Source organism: Kitasatospora sp. NPDC004723 (assembly GCF_040609255.1).
In the GTDB taxonomy this organism is placed as follows: domain Bacteria; phylum Actinomycetota; class Actinomycetes; order Streptomycetales; family Streptomycetaceae; genus Kitasatospora.
Window position 1 is genome coordinate 90,147 of the sequence record NZ_JBEXJT010000006.1, and the last position, 25,564, is coordinate 115,710.

Sequence of the window (25,564 nt, forward strand, 5' to 3'; positions counted from 1 at the left end):
GGCCTCAGAGCGCCGCGCGGATCCAGCCGTCCACCAGCCCGGTGAGGTCCTCGTCGGCCTGGCCGTGGTCGACCACATGGGTGCGGATCACGTCCCCGCCACCGCCGAACAGACCGCCGCGCCGGTCCGCCTCCAGCACCACCTCCACCTTGCCCGGGGTGGTCACGAAGCTGACCTCCAGCGAGTTGCAGGCGTGCGCGTAGTGCGGCGCCGAGGAGTACTCGATCTCCTGGTAGAACGGCAGCGTCTGCCCGGTGCCGCGGATGTGCCCGGCCTCCAGGTCCGCCGAGCGGAACCGGAAGCCCAGCTGGAGCAGGGTGTCCAGGATCCGGCGCTGCACCGGCAGCGGCTCGACCTCCAGCGGGTCGGAGTCGCCCTTGTCCAGCGCGCCCGCGATGTCGACCTCGGTGCGCACCCCGAGCCGCATGCCGTGCAGGTGCTGCCCGGCGATGGTGGTGACCGGCGTCTCCCACGGCACCTGGACGGCGAACGGGATCGAGCGGTTCTCGCCCGGCGCCAGCTTCAGCGGCGCGGTCACCGAGAAGCGGGCGAACGGGTACAGGCCGGTGCTCTCGCCGTCCTCGTGCTCGATCTCCACCTGGGCGACCAGGGTCAGCGTGATCCCCCGGATGTCCGCCTCCACCGTCCCCCCGGTCAGTTCGACCGTGCCGGCCATCGTCCCGCCGGGCTGCACGACCGGCGTGCTCAGGACGGTGTCGACGCCGGGACCGCCGACGCCCAGGGCACCGAGCAGCTTCTTGAACACCATGCGGACGATCTCCTCGTATCAAAGGGGTGTGGAACCGAACGGGTGCGGACCGGGCCCGTCGTCACCGGATCACCGGTCGTCCGGAGGAACGCCAGGCCGCCGCGAGCGGTTCCCGCGCTGTTCACCGCCGGTTGTAGGATGACCGGACAATCAGTTGTAGGATGACCGATGACCAGGCCGTAGCCGGCCCACGCCCGGGGAGGAGAGCCCGCCATGAGCAGCGCCAACAGCGGCCAGGACACGCTGCAGACCGCCGGGCGGCGCTCCCTCGTCGACACCGCGATCGAGCAGCTGCGGGAGCAGCTGAGCGCCGGCGTCTGGCCGGTCGGCTCGCGGATCCCGACCGAGCACGAGCTCGCCGAGCGCCTCGGCATCGGACGCAACACCGTCCGCGAGGCGATCCGGGTCCTGGTGCACGCGGGCATGCTGGTCTCCCGGCAGGGCGAGGGCACCTTCGTGCGCTCCACCAGCGACCCGGCCGCCGTGCTGCGCGGCGTGCAGCGCTCCGGGGTGCGGGACGTCCTGGAGGTCCGCGCCGCGCTGGAGACCGAGGCCGCCCGGCTGGCGGCGCTGCGGCACACCCCCGAGGACATCCGGCGGATGCGGGCCGCGCTGGCCCGCGAGGCCGAGGTGATCGCGGCGCACCCCGAGCGGGCCGGCCGCGAGGCGACCGTCGAGCACGACCTGGAGTTCCACACCGCCGTCGTCGAGGCCGCGCACAACCCGGCGCTGACCGAGGTGTACCGCTACTTCGGCGCCTCGGTGCGCGAGTCGATGCGGACGGCGTTCGGCGACCACGAGATGCCCGAGGTGGTCGTGGCGACCCATCAGGCCCTCGTCGACGCGATCGAGAGCGGCGACCCGGAGCTGGCCGAGCGGGCGTGTCGCGCGCTGCTCGCCGAGCCGACCGCCGCCGTCGAGCAGCTCCTCGCCGCCATCGCCGCCCGGAAGTGAACGGGCCGAGGCCCCCGTTCCCCCGCTCACCCGGTGTGCCCCCGCACGCCTTGAACTCCACGAAAGCAGCACCACCCATGGCCGTCACCCGTGCCCAGCAGCCGGTTGCCACCACCTCCGCGGGTACCGTCCCGCTCTCCGTCCCCAGCCGGCTGGCGCACCCCGCGCTGCTGCTGACCGGCATCGTGCTGGTCGCCCTGAACATGCGTGCCTGCCTGGCGGCGGTGTCGCCGATGGTGGCCGAGATCCAGCACACCTTCGGGCTCTCCGCCACCGCGAGCGGGCTGATCACCACCGTGCCGGTGCTCTTCCAGGGCGTCGGTGCCCCGCTCACCCCGCGGCTGACCCGGCGGTTCGGCACCGAGCGGGTGGTGCTGGGCGCGGTGCTGGTGCTCGGCGCGGGCGTGCTGCTGCGGGTGCTGCCCTCGGTGGCGGCGCTGTACGCCGGGTGCGTGGTGATCGGTGTCGCGATCGCCGTGCTGAACGTCTCGATGCCGGGCCTGGTCAAGCGTGAGTTCCCGGGCCGGGCCGCAGCAATGACCGGCGTCTACTCGACCACCATGCTGGTCGGCGCGACGATGGCGGCCGGCCTCTCGGTGCCGCTGGAGCACGCGCTGGGTGGCGGCTGGCAGGCCTCGCTCGGTTCCTGGTCGGTGCTGGCGCTGATCGCCACGGTGGCCTGGCTGCCGCAGGTGCTGCGGGCCCGGGCCGCCGCCGGGACCGCTGCCGCGAGCACCGCCGCGCCGGTCGCGTCGGCCGCCGCCTCCCGCCCGGTCGAGGGCATCTGGCGCTCGCCGCTGGCCTGGCAGATCAGCCTGTTCATGGGCATCTCGTCGCTGCTGGTCTACACCCTGGTCGCCTGGATGCCGACCATCCTGGCCGACCACGGGATGGACCGCGGCGAGGCCGGTCTGGTCTTCGCCTTCTCCAACCTGGTGCAGGTGGCGGGCGCTTTCCTGGTACCGCTGTTCGCCGGCCGGATGACCCGCCAGCGGGCGCTGGCCGTCTCGATGGCCGCGCTCAACGGCCTCGGCATCGCCGTCCTGCTGATCGCCCCGGTGCCCGGCGCCTGGGTGTCGGCCACCATCCTCGGTGTCGCCCAGGGCGGTTCGCTCGGCCTCGGACTCGCCTTCATCGTGCTGCGCACCGACAGCGTCGCCGGCGCCGCCCAGCTGGGCGGCATGTCGCAGGCGGTCGGCTATCTGGTCGCGGCGGCCGGCCCCGTCGGTGCCGGCGCCCTGCACCAGCTGACCGGCGGCTGGACCACCCCGCTGGCGCTGATGCTGGTGCTGGCCACCGTGGTCGCCGCCGCCGGCTGGGGCGCCGGACGCGACCGGACGCTCTGACCCCGTCCGCCCCCGCCGGCCCGGGCCGGGCGCGCCCCGCTCCTCACTCCTCCGAGGCGAGGGTGAGCCCGGCCAGCCGCACCGAGGCCAGCGCGGTCGCCGCCACGCCGACCACCAGCAGCAGCGGCACGGCCGCGCCGAGCGAGACCGCCGAGGTGATCGAGCCCTCGGCCGCCACCGACTCGGCCACCGCCAGCCCCCACTGCTGGATGCTGAGCGTGCGGGCGCCCGCGACGAAGTTGCCGACCAGCGACTCCCACACCAGCGCGTACGCCAGCCCGGCCACCACCGCGTGCCGGGTCACCACGCCGAGCAGCAGGAACAGCGCGCTGTACGCGGCCCCGGCGACCAGCGCGGCGACGGTGTAGGCGAGCGCCAGGCCCTCCTTCGTCCCGTACAGCAGCAGGCCCGCGAGCAGCATCGGCAGCGCCGCGAAGGCCCAGGTGGTGCCGATCGCGACGGTCAGCTTGGTGGTGATGATCTTCCACCGCGGCAGCGGCTTGGCCAGCAGGTAGACGATCGAGCCGTCGTCGATCTCGGTGGCGATGGCTCCGGTGCCGACGACCAGACCGAGGATCGGCAGCAGGGTGCCGAGGCCGAGCTTGCCGAGCACGTTCACGACGAGCTCGTGCTTGTCGCCGTTCGACCCGGCGGTGATCGCCGAGACGGCCAGCAGCAGGGCGGGGACCACCAGCAGCAGCAGGCCGCGGCGGCGGCCGAGCAGGCCGCGCAGCGTCAGCCTGGCGACGGTCGGGTTCATGGTGGGTCGGCCTTCCTGGGGTCCTGGAGGTGGGTGCCGGTCGGCGGGACGGCGTCCGGGCCGCTACGCGGAGACGAGGTAGGAGAACACGCTCTCCAGCGACTCGTCCGCCGGTGCCACGGTGTACAGCCGGATGCCGGCCCGCTGGGCGACCTTCGGCAGCAGGGTGGTGAACCCCTGGAAGTTCACCGCCTGGATCCGCAGCGCCCGCTCCTGCAGGTCCAGCTCGATGCCGGCGGTCGACGGGTCGGCGATCAGCGCCGCCGCGAGCCGCCGGTCGTCGCTGGAGCGGACCAGGTAGCGGTGCGGGCGGTCGGTCATCAGCCGGCGGATCTTCCGGAAGTCACCGGAGGCGGCGTGCCGGCCGGCCACCACGACCTCGATGTGCCGGGCCAGCTGCTCGACCTCCTCCAGGATGTGCGAGGAGAACAGCACCGTCCGGCCGTCCGAGCCGAACCGCCGCAGCAGGTCCATCAGCTGGAGCCGCTGGCGGGGGTCCATGCCGTTGAACGGCTCGTCGAGCAGCAGCACGGCCGGGTCGTGGACCAGCGCCGAGGCCATCTTGACCCGCTGCTTCATGCCCTTGGAGTAGGTGCCGGTCCGCCGCTCCTGGGCGTACTCCATCTCGACCAGGGCGAGCGCCTTGCGGGCGGCGGCGCCCGGGTGGGGCAGGCCGTGCAGTTCGGCGTTGGCGAGAACGAACTCCCATCCGGTCAGGTAGTCGTACATCGACTCCCGCTCGGGGACCAGGCCGATCTGCCGGTACACCTCCTGGTTGCGCCAGATCGGCGCGCCGTCCAGGGTCACCGCCCCGGTGGACGGCGCCAGGAAGCCGCTCATCATGTGGATCAGGGTCGACTTGCCGGCCCCGTTCGGCCCCAGCAGGCCGGTGATGCCGGGGCCGATCGCCATGCTGACGTCGTTGACGGCGACCACGTTCCCGAACCAGCGGGAGACCTTGTCGATGGTGATGGTGGCCATGACGCCCTCTCAAACGTTCCGGTAGCGGCGCAGCAGCAGCCGGTACGAGCCGGCCACCATCGCGACGGCGACGGCGGTGAACACCAGCAGGCCGAGCCCGCCCGGCGCGTGCATCCGCTCGGGGCCGGTACCACCGAGGTCGAACAGCTCGTTGGTGAGGCTCTCCACCAGCCCGCCCGGCGACAGCAGCACCGCCCACTGGGTGGAGTCCGGGATGCTCCCGCCGACGGCGACGGTGGACATGCTCACCCCGACCACGATCGCGACCACCGTGGTGCTGACCGCGAGGTAGCCCATGATCGCGGCCACCCCGAAGCCGCGCCGCGGCGTGGCGGCGGCGATCACCACCGCGACCGAGGTCGGCACCAGCGCGTACAGCACCGCGGCCACCAGGCCGTAGCAGAAGTGCTCGGTCTGGTCGCCGAAGTCCAGCTTGATCAGCAGCGAACCGACGTACAGCACCACCAGCGGCGCGACCATCAGCAGCAGCTGGGCGCAGGCCATCGCCCCGAACTTGGCCCGCACGTAGTCGGCGCGGGTGATCGGGCGGGAGAAGTACAGCGGCACGGTGTGGTGGCGCAGGTCCCGGGAGAACAGCACCGGTGCCTGCGAGGCGAGGAAGATCGAGGTCACCAGCCCGATCGCGCTCAGGTACTGCGCGTAGTCCACCGGGAGCCGGTCGGACGCGGTCATCAGCGCGACCGCCACGATGATCAGGGCCGGCACGGTGGCCGCGCCCAGCACGATCATCGGCAGCACCTTGGACTTGCCGGACCGCCCGAGGCCGTACGCGGCGCGCAGGCTCTGGGTGAACAGCGAGCGCGTGGCGTACGCCCGGCCGAGCCGGGGGCCGGTGTAACCGCGGTAGCCGATGTCGTGGATGACGCCGGTGTCGGCCGGCCTGAACTCAGGAGGCAGTGACATCTGCGGTAACCCCCTCGTTCTCCGTCGTCCCCGCGTCCCGGGTGAACAGTTCGGCGACCCGGTGCCGCCGCTCCTCCAGCCGCACCAGCCCCAGCCCGAGGTCCGCGACCGCGTCCCGGATGGTGTCGTACGTGTCGTCACCCGCCAGCCGGACCAGCAGGATCCGTGTGCCCTCCGGCTCCACCGAGAGCCCCGCCGCCGCCAGCCGCTCGCGCACCGCGGCGCCCGCGTCCAGGCCGTGGTCCTCCGGGTGGTCCGTCACCTCGACGGCCAGGGTGGCCGTCGTGCCGGTGAAGGAGGCGGTGGACGAGGAGCGCAGCAGCTTGCCGCCGTCGATGACCACCAGGTGGTCGCAGGTGCGCTCCAGCTCGCCCAGCAGGTGGGTGGTGACCAGCACCGAGATGCCGAAGTCCGTGTACACCCGGCGGATCAGCGCCAGCATGTCGTCCCGGCCGACCGGGTCCAGCCCGTTGGTCGGCTCGTCCAGCAGCACCAGCTTCGGGTCGTGCACCAGCGCCTGCGCCAGCTTCACCCGCTGCTTCATGCCCGTCGAGTAGCCGCCCATCGGGCGGTAGCGCTCCTCGTACAGCCCGACGTGCCGCAGCGTGTCCGCCGTCCGTTCGCGCGCGGCGGCGGCCGGCAGCCCGGCCATCCGCGCCATGTGCACCACGAACTCGGTGGCCGAGACGTCCGGCGGCAGGCAGTCGTGCTCCGGCATGTAGCCGACCTGCTCGCGGATCTCCGACCCCTGGGTGGCGACGTCGAGCCCGAGCACCCGCCCGGTCCCGGAGGTCGCCGGGGCCAGCCCCAGCAGGATCTTGATGAGTGTGGACTTGCCCGCCCCGTTCGCCCCCACCAGACCGACCACCCCGGGCTCGACCTCAACGGTCAGCTGATCGAGGGCGGTCACCCGGGGGAACCTCTTGGTGAGGCCGTCCGTCTTGATGACAGTGGACACGTTCCTCACCGTAGTGTCCGGCCCCGCGCCCGGTCATGAGCTGCGATGACGAGCCCGCCTGCTGCTCGGGTATGACGCCGCCCCGCCGTTCCCCTAGGGGACCACGGCGCCCGCCCCCGAGAACCGGACCCCGGGGGCGTCGACGCGCCGTCAGGCCAACTGGGCCAGGCCCTCGGTGGCGATCCGCTCGAAGACGGCCAGGTCGTTGGCGAAGATCGAGTCCGGCACCGGCCAGTGGACCACCAGCTCGGTGATGCCGACCTCCCGGTACGTCCCGGCCCAGTCCACGAAGGCGTCCAGCGACTCCAGCGGCTTCTCCGCGGTCGAACCCTGGAGCAGCACCTTCTCCAGCGTCGCGACGTCCCGGCCCCGCTCCTCGCAGGCCGCCGTCAGCTTCGCGATCTGCTGCGCGACCACCGCGGGCGCCTGCTCCACCGGCACGTCCGCCGGAGCCTTCGGGTCCCCGTACGTCACCCAGCCCTGCCCGTACTCCGCGGCCAGCCGCATCCCGCGCGGCCCGGCCGCGGCCACGTAGAACGGCAGCCGCGGCGTCTGCACGCAGCCGGGGATGTTCCGCGCCTCGACCGCCGAGTAGTACGCGCCCTCGCGGGTCGTGGCGTCGTTGCTCAGCAACTCGTCCAGCAGCGGCAGGAACTCCCCGAACCGGTCCGCCCGCTCCTTCGGCGACCACGCCTCCTGGCCCATCGCCGTCGCGTCGAACCCGGTCCCGCCGGCCCCGATCCCCACCGTCAGCCGCCCGCCGGACACGTCGTCGAGCGTGATCAGGTCCTTCGCCAGCGTCACCGGGTGCCGGAAGTTCGGCGAGGTCACCAGCGTCCCGATCCTCAGCCGCTCGGTCGCCGCCGCCGCCGCGGTGAGCGTCGGCACCGCCCCGAACCACGGCTCCTCCCGGAACGACCGCCAGCTCAGGTGGTCATAGGTGTACGCGGCGTGGAAGCCGAGCTCCTCGGCCCGCCGCCAGATCTTCTGTCCCTCGCTCCACCGGTGGATGGGGAGGATAACGGTACTCAAGCGCATGCAGTGACGATACGCGCGAAATCGGCAGCGCCTCGGACCGCCCGCAAGTCGGCACGGGCAGGTCGGCTAGCGTGGCGCCATGGGCACGTTGAGCAGGCGAGAACTGGCCGCGCTGGTCGATGAGGCGACGGTCGACACCTACGACGAGCAGGAGCAGGTGTCGGCTCTGTTCGCCGCAGTCGAGGAGAACCTGGTGGTGCCGTTCAGCACCTCGGTGCTGGGCGTCGAGGTGACCGTGCGCGGCGTCGACCTGTCGCGGGACGGAAGGATCGTCGCCCGGTGCACCCGCGGAGGGTTCCGGCAGACGATCGGGCTGCTGGACCTTCCTTTGCCGGAACCGGCTCCGGACGGGGCGGAGTGGGTCGAGGCGTACCGCCATTACTGGGCGCAGTGAGCGTCGGAGCTTTCAAGACCGGGAGGTCTCGCATGAGTGCTGCTGTACGGGGCGAGGACGAGGCGTCGTTGCGAGGCCTGGTCGAGCGAAGCTCCGAGCTGAAGGCCGAACTCGTCTCCTTCGCCCAGGGACCGCGCTTCGACCGGTGGTTGACGCCACTCCTCCTGGAGGCTGCCGGGCCTCAGCGGCAGTTGGAGGAAGGTGATGCGATCCGGATCATCGACCACTTCATCCTGCAGTACCGCCTGCCGGACGGTTCGACCGTGGTGGACCGGTTCGTCGCCGGGCGACGGGACTTGACCGAAGCCGATCGACAGATGCTGCTGGGGTGGCGTGACCCGGTCGAGGGTGTCTTCGAGGTCCAGTGCAAGGACGGGGATGCCCTTGTCCTGCTGAACCTGGTCGACGACCTGGAGTACCGCACGTACTCGAACGTCGGGCGGGCGGCCTTCCGCGGAGTGTCCAAGGGCGGATTCCTCCTCGCCTGCCTGGTGCCCGTCCACTCGGCCGACGGAGCGTGGCTGATCTCCGGGGCGATGTCGCACTACCCGAAGTCCAGCGCCACCGAGATCGCCCGGGCCGCGCTCCAGCTGGCCACCAGCCATCCCGAACTGGTCTTCCGCAACCCCGAGAAGATCGAACAGGGATGGCTCTCGATGCGGGAGGACCGGGCCGCGTTCATCGAGTTCTGCGGCAGCGACGAACTGATCCTGTCCCCGGCCGAGGCCGAGGAGAGGCTCAACGCCTACTACCGGCACCGGCAGGAGGCCGCCGTCGCCGAGCGGCCCGACCGGGCGCGGGGCAGGCGGCTGCCGGGAATCGATCTGCCGGCCTTCGAGCTGCCGCAACCCCTCGCGGACTCGGACACCGTCGGCGTCATCTACGACGAGGTCGACGGACTCAACTTCTACGCAGACTACGGAATGCTGCGTGACCTCTTCGCCGACCCGGCCCTCGCGGGCCGCAGGCAGTACCAGGACGTGCTGCGCGCATACCTGCGCGATGAGTCGATCGCGCCACTACCGATCCGCCGCTTGGCCGCCGCCTACCCGGAGACGGCCGACGCGGTGTTCCGGAAGCTGCTGCGGAAGTCAGGATTCACCTGGGGCGAGCACGGCGAGGAACTGCTGCGTCGGCGCAAGCCCTGGTACTACGCGCAGGAGCCCCGTCCCGGCGTCTCTGTGGTCGGCGAGCGCCTCAGGGAGGTCGCCTCCGGCACCAGACGGCAGAAGTTCACCAGGGCACGGCGTGTGCCGCGTCAACCCGATCACCCGTAACTGCGAGCGCCGGCTTCCGGTGATCAGTAGCGACCCATGTGCGGCACGGTCTTCTCCGCCAGTTCGATGATCGCCTGTGCTTTCGGCAGATCTCCCCTGACCTCGTCGGGGGTGACCGGCGGAGCTTCGGCAGATCGGTATTCGCTCTCGTTCCGGCGGACACGCATGCGGCTGAACGGCCGCAGGACACTTCCGAGCGGTGGGTCCAGCTGCGCCTTCACCGTCTCGTAGACCGCGACATGGCCACCCCTGCTCGTGGCGCGAAGTCCCTGGTTCATCAGGACCGCCGCAAGCGCCTTGCGCGCGGCGTCGTACGCAAGGCTGTATGCGCCGACCGGGTCGACGTCGAGGAGCAGTTCTGCAGAGGCCAAGTGCTGCCGGGCCTGGGCGAGTTCTGCTTCTGCGTGTTCTGTCGAGGCCGGCACCCTCTCGACCTCCCGACGTTGGATCAGGTCGTCAACCACGGTTCGGCCCTGCTCCCAGCGGCTCATTCGCCGTTCTCCTCGCGTAGCTGCAGGCGGACCAGCGGTCGCTCACGGACCGAGGTCAGGAATGGTTCGCCACTCGGCGATGCCCATGCCTCCGGAGTGACACGGTGGACGTTGACGTCCCGGTACAGCTCCCGGGAAGCGCGCTCGGCGAGATCGAAGAGTTCATCCGGGTCGGGTCGTCCGATGACCAGGATGTCGATGTCCGCTGGGATCGGTCCCGGCACGCCGCTGTGACGGGCTGCCCAGGAACCGTAGATGTACGCCTCATCGATGCCGTCCAGGTCGGACAGGAGAGCACTCAGCCGGGGCATCGGCCCGTACGTCACCAGCAGCAGGTCACACAGCGGCTTATACAGGACGGTGTCGGTCCTGGCTGTGATGACTCGGGTTCGTCCGACTCGCTCCTCCGAGAGGATCTCCGCGCCGGCCAGCCGGTCCACCTCCCGAAGGACGGCTGTGTGCGAGGCCCCCAGCTCCCTGGCGAGGTCAGTCAGTGTCCAGCTCCGATCCGGGTGCAGCAGAACGAGTGCCAGCAGGTCTCCCTGCAGCTGGGACCGGAAGAGCGGGAGCAGTGAAGGTGCAGAAATCTTCATCAAGCGCACAATATCATGCGCGTAATGAATATATCTATCTGTGCTCTCACTGTCACTGGGGGTTTGGTGGGGTGTTGGGTGAACGAGGCTTGACCGAGGTCACGAGCGTCCCGATCCTCAGCCGCTCGGTCGCCGCCGCCGCGGTGAGCGTCGGCACCGCCCCGAACCACGGCTCCTCCCGGAACGACCGCCGGCTCAGGTGGTCGTAGGTGTACGCGGCGTGGAAGCCGAACTCCTCGGCCCGCCGCCAGATCTTCTGTCCCTCTCTCCACCGGTGGAGTCCGGGCTCCAACTTTCCCTCCCCCGGCGTCATCTCCCCGGTTGTACGCGGGGGCGGTGCGGGAGGCGGGGAGCCGGGTGCGGGAAGGGTGCGGGAAGGTCAGGGGTGGGGGCGTTGGGAGGGGAGGCGCAGGGGGTGGGTGGGGCTGCCTCGGCGGGCGAGGTCGGCGAGGGTGTCGAAGAGGATGTCGCCGATCAGCACGGGTTCGCGGGAAGACGGCGTGGCCGCCTCCTCGGGGAGGGGCGCGGGCTCGATCTCGATCTCGTCTGGGACCTGGCGAGTTCGCATGGCTCTTCCTGCCGACGGGGTGGCCGAGGAGAGTCCTGCCCGGTCGGAGGCGGTGGGACACCCCGGAAGCGGGCGGATCGGCCGGAACTGGCGCAGCGGGGGCCGAAACGTGCGCCGGACGGGGAGTGGGGGAGAGCGGCGGCGGTGGGCGAAGATGGAGCGGTGACCACACCGCGCACCGCTCCCCCGACCCGGCTGATCGCCACCGATCTGGACGGCACGCTGCTCTGCTCCGGCGGCACCGTCACCGAGCGAACCGCCGCCGCCCTGGCCGCCGCCGAGGCGGCCGGGATCCAGGTGGTGTTCGTGACCGGCCGCCCGCCGCGCTGGATGCAGCAGGTGAGCGCGCACATCGGCGGCCACGGGGTGGCGATCTGCTCCAACGGCGGCGCGGTGGTGGACGTGCGGCGCGGCGAGCTGCTGGAGTCGTTCCCGCTGGCCGGGGAGGACGCGCTCGCGGTGGTGGCCCGGCTGCGGGCGAAGCTGCCGGGCACCGCGTTCGCCTTCGAGTACCCGGCCGGGTTCGCCCGCGAGCCCGGCTACGAGGTGCGGATGTGGGGGCAGGACGAGAACCACCCGGTCGGCCCGGCCGAGGAGCTGCTCGGCCCGGGCGGCCCGGTGCGCGGACTGTACAAGCTGCTCGCCAAGCACCCGGACCTGGACCCGGACAAGCTGCTGAGCGAGGCCCGGGAGGCCGCCGGGGAGCTCGCCGAGATCACCCGCTCGGCGCCGATACCGCTGCTGGAGATCAGCGCGCCCGGCGTCACCAAGGCCAGCACGCTGGCCCGTTGGTGCGCCGGGCGGGGGATCGACCGGAGCGAGGTGGTGGCCTTCGGCGACATGCCGAACGACCTGGAGATGCTGGCCTGGGCCGGCACCGCGTACGCCGTCGCGAACGCCCATCCGCAGGTGCTGGCGGCGGTGCCGCTGCACACGATGAGCAATGAGCAGAACGGCGTCGCCGCGGTGCTGGAGGAGATCCTCCGGCACCGCGGCGACTGAGGGCACGAGCGGGTCGGGTCAGCCGAAGCGGCCGTTGACGTAGTCCGAGGTCCGCTGGTCGTGCGGCTGGTGGAACACCTGCTCGGTCGGCCCGGCCTCGACGATCCGGCCGGGGGTGTCGTGGGTGGCCAGGAAGAACGCGCAGCTCTGCGACACGCGCTGGGCCTGCTGCATGTTGTGGGTCACGATCACGATGGTGAGCCGGCCGCGCAGCTCGGCGATGGTCTCCTCGACCCGGCGGGTCGAGGTCGGGTCGAGCGCCGAGCAGGGCTCGTCCATCAGCAGGATGTCCGGCGAGACGGCCAGCGACCGCGCGATGCACAGGCGCTGCTGCTGGCCGCCGGAGAGCGAGCCGCCGGGGGCGTCGAGGCGGCTGGCCACCTCGTCCCAGAGGCCGGCCTGGCGCAGGCTGGTCTCCACCAGGTGGTCGCGCTCGTCCCTGGCGACCTTGATGCCGGCGAGCTTGAGCCCGCTGGAGACGTTGTCCTTGATGGACATCGCCGGGAACGGGTTGGGCCGCTGGAACACCATGCCGATCCGGCGGCGCACGTCGGCGGGCCGCCGGCCGGGCCGGTAGACGTCGTCGCCGTCCAGCAGCACCTCGCCGGAGAGCGCGGCGCCGCGGACCATCTCGTGCATCCGGTTGAGGATCCGCAGGTAGGTGGACTTGCCGCAGCCGGACGGGCCGATCAGCGCGGTCACCTCGCCGGCGGGCATGGCGAGCGAGACCCGCTCCAGCACCTTGCGGGAGCCGAACCAGGCGGAGACGTCCCGGGTCTCCAGTCCTGCCAGGGCGGGCTCCTGGTCGTAGCCCTCGTAGTGCGCGTCCTGCGGGTAGAGCAGGTGCTGCCCGTCGTAGCCCGCGTGGTCCGCGTAGTCAGCGGCCGGCAGCGTCATGGTGGTCTCGTCGGGCCCCGGGGCCTGGTCGTGCGGTAGGTCGGTCATCGGTGCATCCGTCATCGGTACGGTCCTCCGGGCGCGCTTCAGTAGAGGTTGGGCAGCAGGGCGGCGGCGTTCTCGTAGACCGCCCAGAGCAGCGCGCCGATCACCGGCGCGAGGCTGAGGTAGGCGGCCGAGCGGTGCCAGTACCGGGCGAGCACGACGGCGGCGACGACCGCGCCGAGCAGGCCCAGCGTCCACAGCTGCAGTGCGGCCAGCGCGCCCTTGTCGGCGGCCAGCGCCTTGTCGAACGGCACGGTGGCGGGGCGCCCGCCGGGGTTGGCCGCCGGGTCGCCGTCTAGCCGGGCGCCGATCAGCACCGTCGAGCTCGCGATCCAGTTGGAGTCGCTGGTCACCAGCACCAGGCGGTTGCGCACCGGGTCCACGATCGGGTGGTCCTCGTCGCCGTACACGTTGACGGTGTAGGTGAAGGTGCCCTGCCCGGTGGTGGCCTGGATCTTGTCGCCCACCCGCAGCTTGGTCAGCTCGCCGAACGGCGCCCCGAAGGTCGCCCCGCGGCCGAACACCACCGACACCCCGGTCTGCCCGGGCAGCGCGGTGTCCCGGCGGTGGCCGGGACCGCGCATGAGGTCCCGGCCGGTGGTGCCCTCCACCACGACCGCCTGGTGCAGCCCGATCGCCGGGATGTCCAGCAGCGCGACGGGGGCGCCGTCCGCGGCCTTGCCGGTCGGGGCGGTCGCCTTGCCGAGCTGGTCCCGGAAGGACTTGTAGGAGGTGGACTGGAAGTGCTTCTCCTGCACGTGCGAGAGCGTGAACAGGTAGCCGACGAAGCCCATGGTGAGCGCTGCCAGCAGGCTCACCGCCCAGGCCGCCTGCAGGAACCGGACCCGCTTCGCCGTCCGGCCGGAGCCGTCCCGGCCGGGCCCGGCCGCGGCGGGCTCGGTCGCGGGTGCGGGGGCCGCCGGGGCCGGCGCGGGCTGCGCCGCGCCGACCGGCTTCTCCAGGGCGGGGGCCGTCATGACCGGCCGCCCGTCTGCGAGCGGCGGCGCAGCAGACGGCGGCCGAGCAGCGGCGGGACGATGACGACGGCGAGCAGTTCGACGGCGGTGAGGACGCTCAGCGTCCAGTCCTCGGGCCGGCCGCCGACGTTCACCACGTCGGCGGCGACCTCGGTGGTGCCGCCGGAGCCGCGGCCCCGGGCGACCACCTGGCCGGTCTGCGGGTCGACGACCTCCTCGGCCGCGCCGTCCGTGCCGGTGCCGTCGCCGACGGGCGCGTTCGGGTCGGCGACGGGCGCGTTCGGGTCGCCGGCCGCGGCACCGCCGGTGCCGGCCGCACCGCCCGTTCCACCCGTGCCGCCGGTACCGCCGCCGGAGGCCGCACCACCGGTGCCGCCCGTTCCACCCGAGCCGCCGGCACCCGGCGTCTGGCCGTTCTTGCCGGTGCCGGCCTTGGCGCCGGTGCTGCCCGTGCCGCCGGAGGTCGCGCCACCGGTGCTGCCCGCACCGCCGGAGGCCGCGCCACCGGTAGTGCCGGTGCCGCCGGTACCGCCGCCGGAAGCCGCACCACCGGTGCCGCCCGTACCGCCCGAGCCGCCGGAGGTGCCGCCGGCGCTCACGGGCTTGCCGTTCGGGTCGAGCTTGCAGTCCAGCGGCTGACCCTTGGCGTCGCAGGGGTTGGGCTGCGGGGCGTTCTTGAGAAGGGTCAGCTCACCGGCCGAGTTGAAGGTCGGGTTGCCGCAGTTGGACAGGGTGTTGGGGTCCACCGGGCTGGCATTGCCGGGGATGTGCTGGGTCTGGAGCAGCCCGCCGCGGACGAGGTTGCGCGGGATCGGCGAGTAGCCCAGCTCGTCCGCCTCGCCCTGCCCCTGGCAGAGCACGTAGGAGAGGAACTTGCTCAGCGCGGCACCCTTGTCGTTGTTGAACCGGGGGAGCGCCTTGAGCGAGTTGGTGCGCGGCACGATCAGGTAGCTGTAGCTGGAGAGCGGGTACGAGCGCGGGTCCGTGTTGGTGTAGACGCCGTCCAGCTTCTGCTGGAGGTAGTTCGGGTCGTCCTGCGGGGTGTCGTCGTCGACGCCGCGGATCTGGGCGGCGGTGAGCGCGACGGCCACGTTGGACGCGGTCGGCAGGGTGTAGTAGCCGGCCGGGTTGAGGACCTTCACGACCGGGATGTCGCTGCGCTTGGCGAAGGCGTACTCGTCGTAGCCGATGGTGCCCTCGCCGGCGGCGGCCTTGATGTAGCCGGCGACGACGTCGGAGCCGCTCTGCGCGGTCATCTGACCGGACTTCGGGTAGAACTCGGTGTACTCGCCGCAGGGGACGCCGTTCACGGACTTGCAGTACTCGTCCCACTGGGTGGGGAAGGAGCGGCCCATCCAGCGGGTGAACTGGGCGGTCGCGCCGGAGCCGTCGGAGCGGACCACCGGGGTGATCGGCAGGTTCGGCAGCGTCCTGCCGTAGTCGGCGGTGATCTTCGGGTCGTTCCAGTTGGTGATCTTCTTGGTGAAGATGTCCATGATGGTCTGGGCCGACAGCCGCAGGTCACGGACCTGCTTGCCGCCGACGGTCAGGTGGTACATCAGCGCGGTGCCGCCGGCGGTGATCGGCACGTAGGAGTAGCCGTAGACCACGTTCTCGATGCCGCCGTCGCCCTTCTGCCGAACATCGGCGCTGGCACCGGCGTCCTCCTTGGTGCGGAACGGCACGTCGGAGGCGCTGAAGTCGTTGCGGCCGATGTTCCACTCGGTGCGACCGCGGGCCGAGCCCACCGCGTTGAAGTCGATCTGGATGCCCTGCGGACCGACGTCCTGGCGCCACTGGTCGATCGCCGGGAAGGCCCAGCTGGAGCCGCTCGCGGTGAGCGCGACGGCGGCGTGCGCCGGGACGGCCTGCCCCAGGAGCAGCGAACCGGCCGCGAGCAGAGTGGACATCAGCACGCCCAACGGACGTGCCAGGGGGCGGCGTTCGGCCTCCCGCGACATGGGAACTCCTCTGGTGCGGAGGGTGGTGGATCGGAACATCAGTGCTCTCCGGTGGCGACGGCCAGGTGGCCGGTCGGTGCCTCGGGTGCCGCCGCCGCGCGGGCGGCGGCCCGCGCGGCGCGGGCCAGCTTGCGCTTCTGACGGCGGCTCATCTCCCCGGCGGCCCGGCCGCCGAGGATGCGGGCGGTGACGAACAGGATGAGCACCACCGCCATCAGGGTCAGGGCGGCGGCGAAGCCTCGGGCGATCATCGCGTCGTACGGGAGCTTGACGTAGCTCCAGATGTACAGCGGCAGCGAGGTCTGCGGGCCCTCAAGGGGGTTGGCGTTGAACCGGGAGGTGAAGCCGGCGGTCAGCAGGACGGGCGAGGTCTCGCCCACGGCACGCGCCATGCCGAGCACGACCGCCGTCATCAGACCACGGCGGGCGGTCGGCAGGACGACGTTCCACACCGTCCGCCACTGGCTGCCGCCCAGCGCGTACGAGGCCTCCCGCAGGGTGCCCGGGACGAGGCGGATGACCACCTCGGCGGCGCGGGTGACGATCGGCATCATCATCACGGTCAGCGCCAGCGAGGCGGCGAAACCGCTCCGGTCGAAGCCGAGGGTGAGGATGATGACGCCGAAGATGAACAAACCGGCGACGATCGACGGCAGCGCCGTCATCGCCTCGACGAGCGTGCGCACCGGGCGGGCCATCCGGCCGCCGATCTCGGACATGAAGACGGCGGCCGCGATGCCCAGCGGAACGGCGAACAACGTGGCCAGGCCCAGCTGTTCGAGCGAGCCGACGATGGCGTGGAACGCGCCGCCGGAGGTGATCGGCGACAGCGAGGCGGTCTTCTCCATCGACTCGGTGAAGAAGTTGACGTGCTGGGCCGCTTCCCAGCCGCGCGAGGTGACGTAGCCGATCTGGTCGGCGATCAGGCCGACCACCAGCAGGCCGGAGGTCCAGGCGACCACCGAGACCAGGCGCTCGCGGACCATCGGCCCGCCCCACTGGAGCCGGCCGAGCATGTAGTAGCCGGTCAGGAAGAGCACGTACCAGCAGATCAGGAAGCCCAGCACGCCGCTGAACGGCAGCACGCGCTCGAACAGGACCCAGATCAGGCCGAGCGAGCCGGCACCCGCGCCGAGGATGGTGAAGAAGTCCTCGCGCGTCACCCCGCCGAGCTTCAACTTCTGCTCCGGCCGCTGGTGTTCCGGCGGCGGCGCGGTCGCGGACGCCGGGGTCGGCCCGGGCGCCGGGGCCGACCCCGGCACGAGCGCCTCGGCCGGCGGCTTGTCGAGGGTGGTCATCGGGGCGTCCCTTCACAGCGGAGCGGAAGCGGTCGGCGGACCGGGCGGGCGGTGGCCCGGGCGTCCCGGCGGCGGTTTCTCGGAGCGGCCACGGCTCAGTCCGCCGTCGACGCGCCGGAACGGGAACGGCTGATCACGAAGCTCGCGGCCACGTTGACCAGCAGCGTGATCCCGAAGAGCACCAGGCCGGCCGCCATCAGCGCGGACAGCGACAGCGCGTCCGACTCGCCGAACCGCAGCGCGATCAGCGCCGAGATCGAGTTGGCGCCGTTCTCCAGCACATGGCTCATCACGTCGAAGCTCGGCGAGATGATCAGCGCGACCGCGATGGTCTCGCCCATCGCGCGACCGAAGCCGAGCATGACCGCGCCGATCACGCCGCCCTTGCCGAAGGGCAGGACGACCGTGCGCACCATGCCCCACCGGGTCGAGCCCAGCGCGTACGCGCCCTCGCGCTCGCCCTGCGGGGCCTGGGAGAAGACCTCGCGGCTCAGCGAGATGATGATCGGGATGATCATCAGCGAGACGACCACGCCGGCGATGAAGGTCGACGAGGTGTACGAGGTGCCGATGTCGCCGGTGCGCACCTTCAGGAAGGGGATCGCGTCGCCCAGGTGGTTCGACATCCAGCGGACGGTGCCGATGATCCGGGGCTGGAGGAAGAACAGGCCCCAGAGGCCGTAGACGATGCTGGGGATCGCGGCCATCAGGTCGACGAGGGAGATCAGCGTCGCGCGCAGCCTCACCGGCGCGTACTCGGAGATGAAGATCGCCGCCGCGATCGCCACCGGGACGGCGATGATCAGCGCGATCACCGCGATCAGGATGCCGTTCGGCAGCACGGAGGCGATGCCGAAGTTGTGCGCCTGGGTCTGCCACTTCTTCTCGGTGAAGAAGTCGAAGCCGACCGCGCGCAGCGCCTGGGCGCCGCGCAGGATCAGGAAGAACGCGATCAGCCCCATGATCGCGAAGACCGAGAGGCCGGCCGCGCGCAGCAGGCCACGGAACACCCGGTCGCCGTTGGTGGCGGGGGCGGTGATGGTGCGGGGTACATCGGGATCGGGCTGGCGTGGAGCCTCGGCGTGGGGTGCCGCGGGCTCGGCGGCGGCTGTCATGGTCTGCTCTCCGGCGCGCTCGGTGGAAAGTGCTCGGTACAGGGATCGGTGGACGAACACCGCCGCCCCGGCGCGAGGCGCCGGAACAGGGGTACCCGCCCCCGGGAAGGGGACTCGGCGGGGCCGGAACGGCGGCCCCGCCGAGTCACGGGCGGTCGGGCGGGGTCAGGGGCGGCGGCGGATCCGCGCCCACAGGGACCGGGCGCCCGCGGTCATCCGCGCACCGGCCGGGGTCCCGCCCAGGACGAGCGCCGCCGGGCCGCCGACCAGCAGCACCAGGCCGGCGATCAGTGCGACCGGCAGCAGCAGCCGCGCACCGCCGGAGCGGTCCGGCAGCGGCGAGCCCGCGGCCACCGGGGCCGCCGCGAGCGGGCCGGAGCCCTGACCGGAGCCCTGACCGGGCGTCGTGGCCGGCTTGGCACCGGGCTGCGTCGCCCCGGTGGCCACCGGGGTGGTCCCGCCGGCGCCACCCGTGGTGTCCGAGCCGAGGCCGGAGGAGCCGAGCCCACCGGAGGAGCCGAGCCCGCCCGAGGAACCGGAGCCACCGGACGAACCGGAGCCGTCGGACGAACCGGAGCCGCCGCTGGTCCCGGAGCCGGAGTCGCCCCCGGTGGAGCCGGTGCCGCCGGAGCCCGACGTACCGCCGGTCGTCCCGGCGCCGCCTCCGGTCGTACCCGGGTCGACGCCGCCGCCGCTGGTGCCGGAGCCGTTCCCGCCCTCGGTCGGCGTCCCGGGCTCGGCCGGCCCGGTGGGCTCGGTGGCCGGCTTCTGGTTACCGGGCAGCTTGCCGTCCTGCGCCTGCAGGTGGGTCAGCGCCTCCTGGGCCTGGGCCTTCTGCTCCTTGGTGAGCGCGAGGAAGCCCTCGGGGAGCCGACCGGCCTCGATGCCGTACAACTGGCCGGGGCCGGTGACCGTGCTCAGGAAGCGGCTCACGTCGGCGGTCTTCGTCTCCGACAGGTTGGCGGTCGGCACCATCGCGTACTGCACGACGGTGAGCGGGTACGGCCGCTGGTCGAGGGAGTAGAGGGTGTTGGGCTCTCCGTAGGGCAGCAGCTGGGTACCGGTCACCGGGTCGACCGGCATGTCCCCCACCGCGGCCTGGAAGGAGCTGAGCAAGGGCTGGACGAAGGCTCCGGCCGCGTTCTGCAGCGAGGCCTCGGGCAGCCGGTAGGCCTTGGCCTGGCCGCTGTCGAGGATCGCGAAGCTGAAACGGGTACCGGGCGGCCGCGCCTCCATCTTCGGGTAGTTGCCGTTCACGTCGGCCCTGCTCCGCGCGGTCGACTGGCCCTGCTGGATGTACCGGAGCACCTCGTTGAGGCCGGTCTGCAGCGGGTTCCATTCGAACCGCTTCCAGTGCTTGGCCTCCTCGGACTGCGGGTTCGGGTCGTCCGCCGCCGGGATCAGGCCGCTCTCGTCCTCCCGGATCAGCTGGTCGGTCGGGTAGAGGCCCGGCCGCAGGTAGCTGAGGCTGATCCGGGTGCCCCACGGGTCGCGCTCGCCCTCCAGGAAGCGTGCCGCGTCGGGGTCGCCGGCGATCCACGAGGTCAGCTGGTAGGTGAGGTCGGTCGAGGTTCCCAGCACCACCGGGCTGGGCCCGTCCGGCCCGGTGTCACAGCCCGGCCAGGTCATCCCGCTGCTCTCCGGCAGCTGGTTGAGCTGCAGGAACTCCCTGTCCTCGAAGATGCAGGCGGGGTTCCCGTCGACCGTCGGCGTCCTCGCGCCCCAGGCCTGGTAGGTCTGGGTCAACATCTTGGCGACGAGCCGCGGGTTCAGCCGCATGTTCCGGATCTGCTGACCGGTCACCGGGTCGTCCACCCAGAAGGCGATCGAGATCCCGGTCGTGGTGAGCGGCGCGTACACGTACGGCCGGGTGGGGGTCCCCCGGTCCGGCACGGCCGTGAGCCCGAGATCGATGCGGGATCCCCCAAGGAACGACTTGCGGGCCGCCGGCTCGCCGCCGGCCGAGGTGTACTGCACCGTCAGCGGCGCCTTGTCCCCGCAGAGTCCGATGATCCACTGCTGCATCGCCCGGTTGAGCATCTCCAGGCCCGTGGTGATCACATTCGGGGTCGCGTCCCCGCACTCCTTGGGCGTGGCGGCGAAGCTGATCGGGACGACGGTCCGGTTCTCCCAGGCGCACATCTCGCCGGACCGGGCCTGCGTCCGCCGGTTGACGTGACTGTTCGGCCACGCGTCCGTCGCCGCGAACTGAAGACGGTTGGCGTCGGAGTCGTACAGGTGCCTCGAGCAGTCGGGCTTCCCCCCGTACTTGTTGAACGGGTCATCCGTGTCGCCGCCGTAGTTCGGCTCGACCACGATGGAGCAGGGGCTGGTCGCGCTGCAGCCCAGGTGCGGGCTCAGACGGCTCGACCAGACCTCCAGGCTGACGCTGCCCGAGCCGTTCGCCCCGGTCACGCCGAGCCGCATGTTCGACGGGAAGTCCGGCACGGTCGTGCCCGGCTCCGGCTGGGGATTCTCGAAACCCTTGGCCGGATCCGCCTCGAACAGGCTGCTTCCGTAGCAGTCCGTGACCTTCGGGTCCGTACCCCGACACTGGTAGACCCGCACGGGGAAGAGCGCCTCGTCGCCACCCGGCATCGCGAAGGTCGCCGGGGTGCTGGGGTCGTACCTGTTCACGGTCGGAGTGAACCCGGTCCAAGAGACGTCGACCACCTGGTCCTGCAGGTTCTCGGTCTGCGAGACAGTGACGGTTCCCTCGGACCCGTAGGTCCCGCCGCCCTTGAAGTCCGGAATCCAGACCGGCTTCGCCGTCACCGTCTTCGACGAGGCGGCATGCGCCTCGGTGACGGCGCCGAGCCCGATCGGCACCGTCACCACCGCGCCCACCACGGCCAGGACGAGGGCCAGCGGAGGTAGTCGCCGGCGCCACCGCCCTCGTTCTCTCGGATCGGGTACGCGGAATCTCATGGCGGGCACCTCCGGGATGTGCGAGCCGCCAGGGGGCGGCACGAGGGAATGGTCGCGCTCAGGCTGACGGCTCCGGTTGCCTACTATTCGGCCAGCCCGACATGGCCGAATCCGGTCGCCAGGGTGTACGAGAACACAACGCAACTACTCCGTAGCGGAGTTGGGAACTCCGCATGCGAGCGGACCCGCGCCGTGGCGCGGGTCCGTCGTGATTACCCGAAGAGATAGCTGACGGCTGATCAGCTGCCCTGGGTGAACTTCAGGGAGAACGAACCGACCGACTGGCCGCCCTTGAAGAAGTCGGTCTTCAGCTTGCTGTCCAGGTAGGTCGCGCCGGCCGCGTCCAGCTGGAGGTCCGAGGAGGCAAGGGTCGAGTTGGCGCTGTTGCCGCCGAGCTGGATGCGGCCCCTCGGGTCCAGCAGCTTCACCGCGTCGGTGGAGCCCACCGGAACCCCGGTCAGCGACCAGGCGTTGACGTTGAAGTGGAGCTGGTTGAAGGTGACGCTCTTGCCCGTGAAGACGTTGACGAAGAGCAGGCCACCGCCGAGCTCGATGTCACCGTAGAAGTTGAGCAGGTCGGCGCTGCCACCGGTCACCTGGAAGGTGGTGTTGATGCCGGTGGTGCTGTCGTACGAGGGGGTGGCGGACGGCAGCGGGATGACGACGATGCCGTTGAGCGCCTGGTCCTTCAGGAAGGTGGTGCTGGAGTTGACCACCGCGCTGCCGGTGGACGGCGTGCTCGCCGGGTCCGTGTCGGCAACAGCCACACCGCTCATACCGGTGACGGCGAGGACGACGGCGGTGCCGGTCGCGGCGAGACGGGCGCGGGTACGGGACATGCTGTGCTCCTTGGGAGAGGTGTGTGCTGGGTGGTGCAGGCGACCCGAGAAGGTCGCCCCCGCGGCCGGCCGCCCCGCACTGCCCGGCGGGTGACGGCGGCCGAAGATCTCGGCGGGGATCAGCCGACGGGCTGCGTCGAGGTCCCGCAGTTCGACGTCGGTGTGAAGCCGTGGCTCTTGACCGTCGCCCGGGCAACCGGATCCGTACAGAGCCATCCATTGATGCCGAAGATGGCTCGCAGCGCGGCGCCCCGGGTGTCGGCGGCCCACAACTGGTCGTTGCGCGCGACGTTGTAGACGCGGAACGTGTAGGGCGAGTTCAGGAAGGCCGCACCGATGGTCTTCTCGATCACGTCCACCGGCTCCTTCCCACCGATGCTCCGGACGGTCAGCGGCCCCGGCGCGTCGGCGCCCGACGCGTGGCCGAAGTACGTCTGGGAGATGTAGCGGCTCACCGAGTAAGGGATGACGACGTCGTCGTTGTTCAGAAGCGGATCGGTACCCGTGTTCTCCAGGGTGGCCTTGGTGACACAGGCGCCCGGGACGACCGGGACAGGTCCGCCAACGGCCTTCAGGAAGCGTTCGGCGATCTGCCACCCCTCGGGGAGGAACGGCTTGATCGTCGCGTCCGGCAGCGACGGGTCGATCTGCCGCCAGTTCGTCTTGTAACAGGTGTAGATGTCCTTCAGCTGAGCGGTGGTCAGGTTCGCCGGCGCGTGGCCCCCCGCCTTCGCCGCCCAGGAGACCGCTTCCTTGGCGAACTCGACGAAGACATTCGACTGCTGGTCGATCGACTCCGGGCCGCGGGAGGAACGGGCGAAGTCCAGCTCGGTCGTGGTGTTCTCCAGGCCGCTGATGCCGCCGCGTGAGGTGCCCGCCCGGAAGAGTTCAGCGGCTCCGGCCTTCGGGACGATCGACGGACTGCCCTTCGTGTCCCAGCTGTAGAGGCGCGGCGAGGTGCTGTCGCCGGCGGCCGCCAGGAAGGCGCTGTAGTCCGTGGACAGCTGGTTGAACAGCGGCGCCGTGCTCTCGGCCCCCATCCCGACGATGTCCTCGGCCCTCGGCAGCACGGCCGGGTCGGCGGTGGCCGGGCCTCCCCCCATGACGAGGGCGGCGGCGAGGGCGGTGCTCGCCGTGATTCGGGCAAAAGCCTTGCGCATGTTCGGGGTTCTCCGGTGTCGGTGACGGTCTGTGGCCGTGGGCTCAGCTGGTGCCGCAGACGGCGCTCGGAAGGGTCAGGAAGCCGTGGCTCTTGAGGTCGGCGATGGCCGTCGCGCTGCGGCAGATGAAGCCGCTGGGGCCGAAGATGTTCCGCAGCGCCGCCCCGTGCGCGTCCGTCGCCGTCCAGTCGGCGCCGCGGACCACGTTGAAGAGCACCCGGCCGTACACGGTCGCGGCGAACGGGGCGTTGATGGTCTGGGTCGCCGTGTTCACCGCCGCGATGCCGTTGATGCTGCGGACGGTCAGCGTTCCGGGCGCGTCGGAGCCGGTGCTGCGGCCGAAGAAGGCCTGGCCGATGTAGTGGCCCACCGAGTACGGGACCAGCGCGTCGGCGTCGTTCAGGACCGGGTCGGTGCCCTGGTTGTCCTCGACGCCGCTGGTCACACAGGCACCGGGGGTGATCGGCGTACCGCCTCCGAGGGCCTTCAGGAAGAAGTCGCGCAGACCGGAGCCGGGCTGCGGGAGGAACGGCTTGATCGTCGCGTTCGGCAGCGTCGGATCGATCTGCGCCCAGCTGGTCGAGACGCAGGTGTAGATGTTCTTCAGCTGCGCCGTGGACAGGTTCGCCGGCGCGTGGCCCCCGGACTGCGCCGCCCAGGACACCGCGTCCTTGGCGAACGCCACGAAGGTGTCGGACAGCGGGTCGGTGGTCAGCCGGCCCCGGTCCATGCGGACGAAGTCCACCGAGCTCGGGACGGCGTGCAGGTAGGCCAGGCCGCTCGTGCTCCCGGCCGGCCGGGCGACGGACCCGGTCCCGGCCTTCAGGACGATCGGCGAGGGTCCGACCGCGTCGAAGCTGTACAGCCGCGGCGAGGTGGTGTCACCCGCCGCGGTCAGGGCGGCGTTGTAGTCCGTGGAGTACTGGTTGAACAGCGGCGCGGTGGTCTGCGAGCCGACGCCGACGATGTCGCCGGGGTTCGGCACGACGGGCGGGTCAGCGAGCGCGACACCGGCGGTCAGACCGACCAGCGAGGCGGCGAGCGCGGCGACGGCGAGCGGCTTGCCCATGGTCTTTCGCATCGTTTCCCCTGCTTCCTGTGCGGCAGTGACGGTGTGTCGGCGAGCGCTCCCGGTGGACCACCGGGCCGGCGGCCACGGGCACGAGGCCCGTGGCCGCCGGTTGCTACGGGTGGAGCAGATGGGGCGGGGTTGATCAGACCGGCGAGATCTCGGTGCCGCAGGCACCGTCCTGAAGCGGCGCGAAGCCGTAGTTCTTCAGGATCGCGGAGCCGGCGGTGCTGCAGATGTAGCCGGTACCGCTGAAGATCTTGCGCAGGGCGACACCGTGGGCGTCGGTGGCGGTCCACTCCGCGTTGCGGACCACGTTGTAGACGTTGCGGCCGTACGGGGTGGCCGAGAAGGTGTCGTTGATGACGGCAACCGGGCTGGTGGTGACCGGGACGAGGCCGTTGACGTTGCGGATGGTCACCGGGCCGGCGGCGTCGTTGGTGCTGGTGTGGCCGTAGTAGACCTGGCCGATGTAGTGGGCGACGGAGTAGGGAACGAGCGCGTTGTTGTCGTTCAGGGCCGCCTCGGTGCCCGTGTTCTCCTGGAGACCGGAGACGACGCAGGCGCCCGGGGTGACGGCGACGGCGCCGCCGATGGCCTTCAGGAAGAAGGCACGGGTACCGGAGGCGGTCTGCGGCAGGTACGGCTTGATCGTCGCGTTCGGCAGCGCCGGGTTGATCTGCTGCCAGTTGGTCTTGGCGCAGGTGTAGATGTCCTTGAGGTTCGCGGTGGTCAGGTTGGCCGGGGCGTTGCCGCCCGCCTTGGCCGCCCAGGAGACCGCGTCCTTCGCGAAGGCGACGAAGACGTCAGTGGTCAGGTCCGAACCGTTGGCCGGGCCACGCGAGGAGCGGGCGAAGTCGACCTGGGTGCTGGTGCGGGTCTCCAGGGCCTTGATGCCGGCGCCGGAGCCGTTCGGGCGGTCGAACGGGGAGGTGCTGGCCTTGGTGGTGATCTGGGCCGAGCCGGTGGCGTCGAAGCTGTACAGACGCGGCGAGGTGGTGTCGCCCGCGGCGGTCAGCGCGGCGTTGTAGCCACCCGACAGACCGTTCAGGACCTCCTGGGTGGTGTCCGAGCCGACACCCACGATGTCCTGGGCGGCCGGGGTGACACCGGCGGCCGGGTCGGCGACGGCAACGCCGCTCGCGACGGTGGCGACCGAGGTGGCGATGGCGGCGGCGGCGAGCAGCTTGGCAGCGGTCTTGCGCATGTTCCTGTTCCTC

25 protein-coding genes are annotated in these 25,564 nt (G+C 71.5%); 5 read left to right on the forward strand and 20 right to left on the reverse strand.

The annotated features are described in order from the left end of the window. Positions 1 to 4: 4 nt before the first annotated feature. Positions 5 to 769, reverse strand: coding sequence for a sporulation protein (locus ABZW10_RS09900; protein ID WP_355362274.1), 765 nt, complete (start codon positions 767 to 769; stop codon positions 5 to 7). 213 nt (positions 770 to 982) lie between these two features. Between ABZW10_RS09900 and ABZW10_RS09905 the strand changes: the two genes are divergently transcribed. Both ABZW10_RS09905 and ABZW10_RS09910 read left to right on the forward strand, forming a co-directional pair. Then, a complete protein-coding gene (locus tag ABZW10_RS09905; RefSeq protein ID WP_355362276.1) occupies positions 983 to 1,723 on the forward strand; it encodes a FadR/GntR family transcriptional regulator in 741 nt (246 codons plus the stop codon). 77 nt (positions 1,724 to 1,800) lie between these two features. Further along, entirely contained in the window at positions 1,801 to 3,069 is a 1,269-nt protein-coding gene (locus ABZW10_RS09910; protein ID WP_355362278.1) for an MFS transporter, read from the forward strand. Between the two features lie 43 nt (positions 3,070 to 3,112). On the opposite strand, the gene ABZW10_RS09915 is transcribed toward ABZW10_RS09910, so the two are convergent. The 5 genes from ABZW10_RS09915 to ABZW10_RS09935 form a co-directional block, all read right to left on the reverse strand. After that, entirely contained in the window at positions 3,113 to 3,829 is a 717-nt protein-coding gene (locus ABZW10_RS09915; RefSeq protein WP_355362280.1) for an ABC transporter permease subunit, read from the reverse strand. A 63-nt stretch (positions 3,830 to 3,892) separates the two neighbouring features. Then, complete coding sequence (locus ABZW10_RS09920) at positions 3,893 to 4,810, reverse strand: ABC transporter ATP-binding protein (protein ID WP_355362282.1); 918 nt, start codon at positions 4,808 to 4,810, stop codon at positions 3,893 to 3,895. Positions 4,811 to 4,819: 9 nt separating this feature from the next. Next, complete coding sequence (locus tag ABZW10_RS09925) at positions 4,820 to 5,734, reverse strand: ABC transporter permease (RefSeq protein WP_355362284.1); 915 nt, start codon at positions 5,732 to 5,734, stop codon at positions 4,820 to 4,822. Beyond that, positions 5,718 to 6,692: an ABC transporter ATP-binding protein gene (locus tag ABZW10_RS09930; protein WP_355362286.1), complete on the reverse strand. Its 975-nt coding sequence runs from the start codon at positions 6,690 to 6,692 to the stop codon at positions 5,718 to 5,720. The genes ABZW10_RS09925 and ABZW10_RS09930 overlap by 17 nt, the downstream gene beginning before the upstream one ends. A 150-nt stretch (positions 6,693 to 6,842) precedes the next feature. Further along, positions 6,843 to 7,730 (reverse strand): LLM class flavin-dependent oxidoreductase, encoded by an 888-nt coding sequence (locus tag ABZW10_RS09935; RefSeq protein WP_355362288.1) that lies wholly within the window; start codon positions 7,728 to 7,730, stop codon positions 6,843 to 6,845. Between the two features lie 79 nt (positions 7,731 to 7,809). On the opposite strand from ABZW10_RS09935, the gene ABZW10_RS09940 reads away from it, so the two are divergent. Both ABZW10_RS09940 and ABZW10_RS09945 read left to right on the forward strand, forming a co-directional pair. After that, positions 7,810 to 8,124, forward strand: coding sequence for a hypothetical protein (locus tag ABZW10_RS09940; protein WP_355362290.1), 315 nt, complete (start codon positions 7,810 to 7,812; stop codon positions 8,122 to 8,124). 32 nt (positions 8,125 to 8,156) lie between these two features. After that, complete coding sequence (locus ABZW10_RS09945) at positions 8,157 to 9,401, forward strand: hypothetical protein (protein ID WP_355362292.1); 1,245 nt, start codon at positions 8,157 to 8,159, stop codon at positions 9,399 to 9,401. 23 nt (positions 9,402 to 9,424) lie between these two features. On the opposite strand, the gene ABZW10_RS09950 is transcribed toward ABZW10_RS09945, so the two are convergent. The 4 genes from ABZW10_RS09950 to ABZW10_RS09965 form a co-directional block, all read right to left on the reverse strand. Further along, positions 9,425 to 9,892, reverse strand: coding sequence for a HEPN domain-containing protein (locus tag ABZW10_RS09950; protein WP_355362294.1), 468 nt, complete (start codon positions 9,890 to 9,892; stop codon positions 9,425 to 9,427). Continuing rightward, positions 9,889 to 10,485: a nucleotidyltransferase domain-containing protein gene (locus tag ABZW10_RS09955; RefSeq protein ID WP_355362296.1), complete on the reverse strand. Its 597-nt coding sequence runs from the start codon at positions 10,483 to 10,485 to the stop codon at positions 9,889 to 9,891. The genes ABZW10_RS09950 and ABZW10_RS09955 overlap by 4 nt, the downstream gene beginning before the upstream one ends. 52 nt (positions 10,486 to 10,537) lie before the next feature. Continuing rightward, complete coding sequence (locus ABZW10_RS09960; protein WP_355362298.1) at positions 10,538 to 10,798, reverse strand: LLM class flavin-dependent oxidoreductase; 261 nt, start codon at positions 10,796 to 10,798, stop codon at positions 10,538 to 10,540. A gap of 66 nt (positions 10,799 to 10,864) precedes the next feature. Then, positions 10,865 to 11,053 (reverse strand): hypothetical protein, encoded by a 189-nt coding sequence (locus ABZW10_RS09965; protein ID WP_355362299.1) that lies wholly within the window; start codon positions 11,051 to 11,053, stop codon positions 10,865 to 10,867. Positions 11,054 to 11,215: 162 nt separating this feature from the next. Between ABZW10_RS09965 and ABZW10_RS09970 the strand changes: the two genes are divergently transcribed. Beyond that, the gene (locus ABZW10_RS09970; RefSeq protein WP_355362301.1) at positions 11,216 to 12,055 is read left to right on the forward strand and encodes an HAD-IIB family hydrolase; all 840 of its coding nucleotides are present in this window, start codon (positions 11,216 to 11,218) and stop codon (positions 12,053 to 12,055) included. A gap of 18 nt (positions 12,056 to 12,073) precedes the next feature. Here ABZW10_RS09970 and ABZW10_RS09975 read toward each other — a convergent pair whose 3' ends face one another. The 10 genes from ABZW10_RS09975 to ABZW10_RS10020 all read right to left on the reverse strand — a co-directional run bounded on the left by ABZW10_RS09975 (position 12,074) and on the right by ABZW10_RS10020 (position 25,551). Then, positions 12,074 to 13,000, reverse strand: a complete 927-nt coding sequence (locus ABZW10_RS09975; RefSeq protein WP_355362303.1) for a phosphate ABC transporter ATP-binding protein — start codon at positions 12,998 to 13,000, stop codon at positions 12,074 to 12,076. Positions 13,001 to 13,038: 38 nt separating this feature from the next. Then, positions 13,039 to 13,974, reverse strand: coding sequence for a class E sortase (locus ABZW10_RS09980; RefSeq protein ID WP_355362305.1), 936 nt, complete (start codon positions 13,972 to 13,974; stop codon positions 13,039 to 13,041). Continuing rightward, positions 13,971 to 15,935: a phosphate ABC transporter substrate-binding protein PstS gene (locus ABZW10_RS09985; protein ID WP_355362307.1), complete on the reverse strand. Its 1,965-nt coding sequence runs from the start codon at positions 15,933 to 15,935 to the stop codon at positions 13,971 to 13,973. The genes ABZW10_RS09980 and ABZW10_RS09985 overlap by 4 nt, the downstream gene beginning before the upstream one ends. A gap of 38 nt (positions 15,936 to 15,973) precedes the next feature. Continuing rightward, positions 15,974 to 17,233 carry a phosphate ABC transporter permease PstA gene (gene pstA, locus ABZW10_RS09990; RefSeq protein WP_355362309.1) on the reverse strand — a complete coding sequence of 420 codons (1,260 nt, stop codon included), beginning with the start codon at positions 17,231 to 17,233 and terminating at the stop codon, positions 15,974 to 15,976. A gap of 95 nt (positions 17,234 to 17,328) precedes the next feature. Further along, positions 17,329 to 18,348 (reverse strand): phosphate ABC transporter permease subunit PstC, encoded by a 1,020-nt coding sequence (gene pstC / locus ABZW10_RS09995; protein WP_355362311.1) that lies wholly within the window; start codon positions 18,346 to 18,348, stop codon positions 17,329 to 17,331. A 165-nt stretch (positions 18,349 to 18,513) separates the two neighbouring features. Next, a complete protein-coding gene (locus ABZW10_RS10000) occupies positions 18,514 to 21,276 on the reverse strand; it encodes a hypothetical protein (RefSeq protein WP_355362313.1) in 2,763 nt (920 codons plus the stop codon). Between the two features lie 239 nt (positions 21,277 to 21,515). Then, positions 21,516 to 22,115 (reverse strand): hypothetical protein, encoded by a 600-nt coding sequence (locus ABZW10_RS10005; RefSeq protein WP_355362315.1) that lies wholly within the window; start codon positions 22,113 to 22,115, stop codon positions 21,516 to 21,518. Positions 22,116 to 22,234: 119 nt separating this feature from the next. Continuing rightward, positions 22,235 to 23,275: a hypothetical protein gene (locus tag ABZW10_RS10010; protein ID WP_355362317.1), complete on the reverse strand. Its 1,041-nt coding sequence runs from the start codon at positions 23,273 to 23,275 to the stop codon at positions 22,235 to 22,237. A gap of 43 nt (positions 23,276 to 23,318) precedes the next feature. After that, positions 23,319 to 24,356: a substrate-binding domain-containing protein gene (locus ABZW10_RS10015; protein WP_355362319.1), complete on the reverse strand. Its 1,038-nt coding sequence runs from the start codon at positions 24,354 to 24,356 to the stop codon at positions 23,319 to 23,321. Positions 24,357 to 24,489: 133 nt separating this feature from the next. Next, positions 24,490 to 25,551, reverse strand: a complete 1,062-nt coding sequence (locus ABZW10_RS10020; RefSeq protein ID WP_355362321.1) for a substrate-binding domain-containing protein — start codon at positions 25,549 to 25,551, stop codon at positions 24,490 to 24,492. Positions 25,552 to 25,564 lie beyond the last annotated feature (13 nt).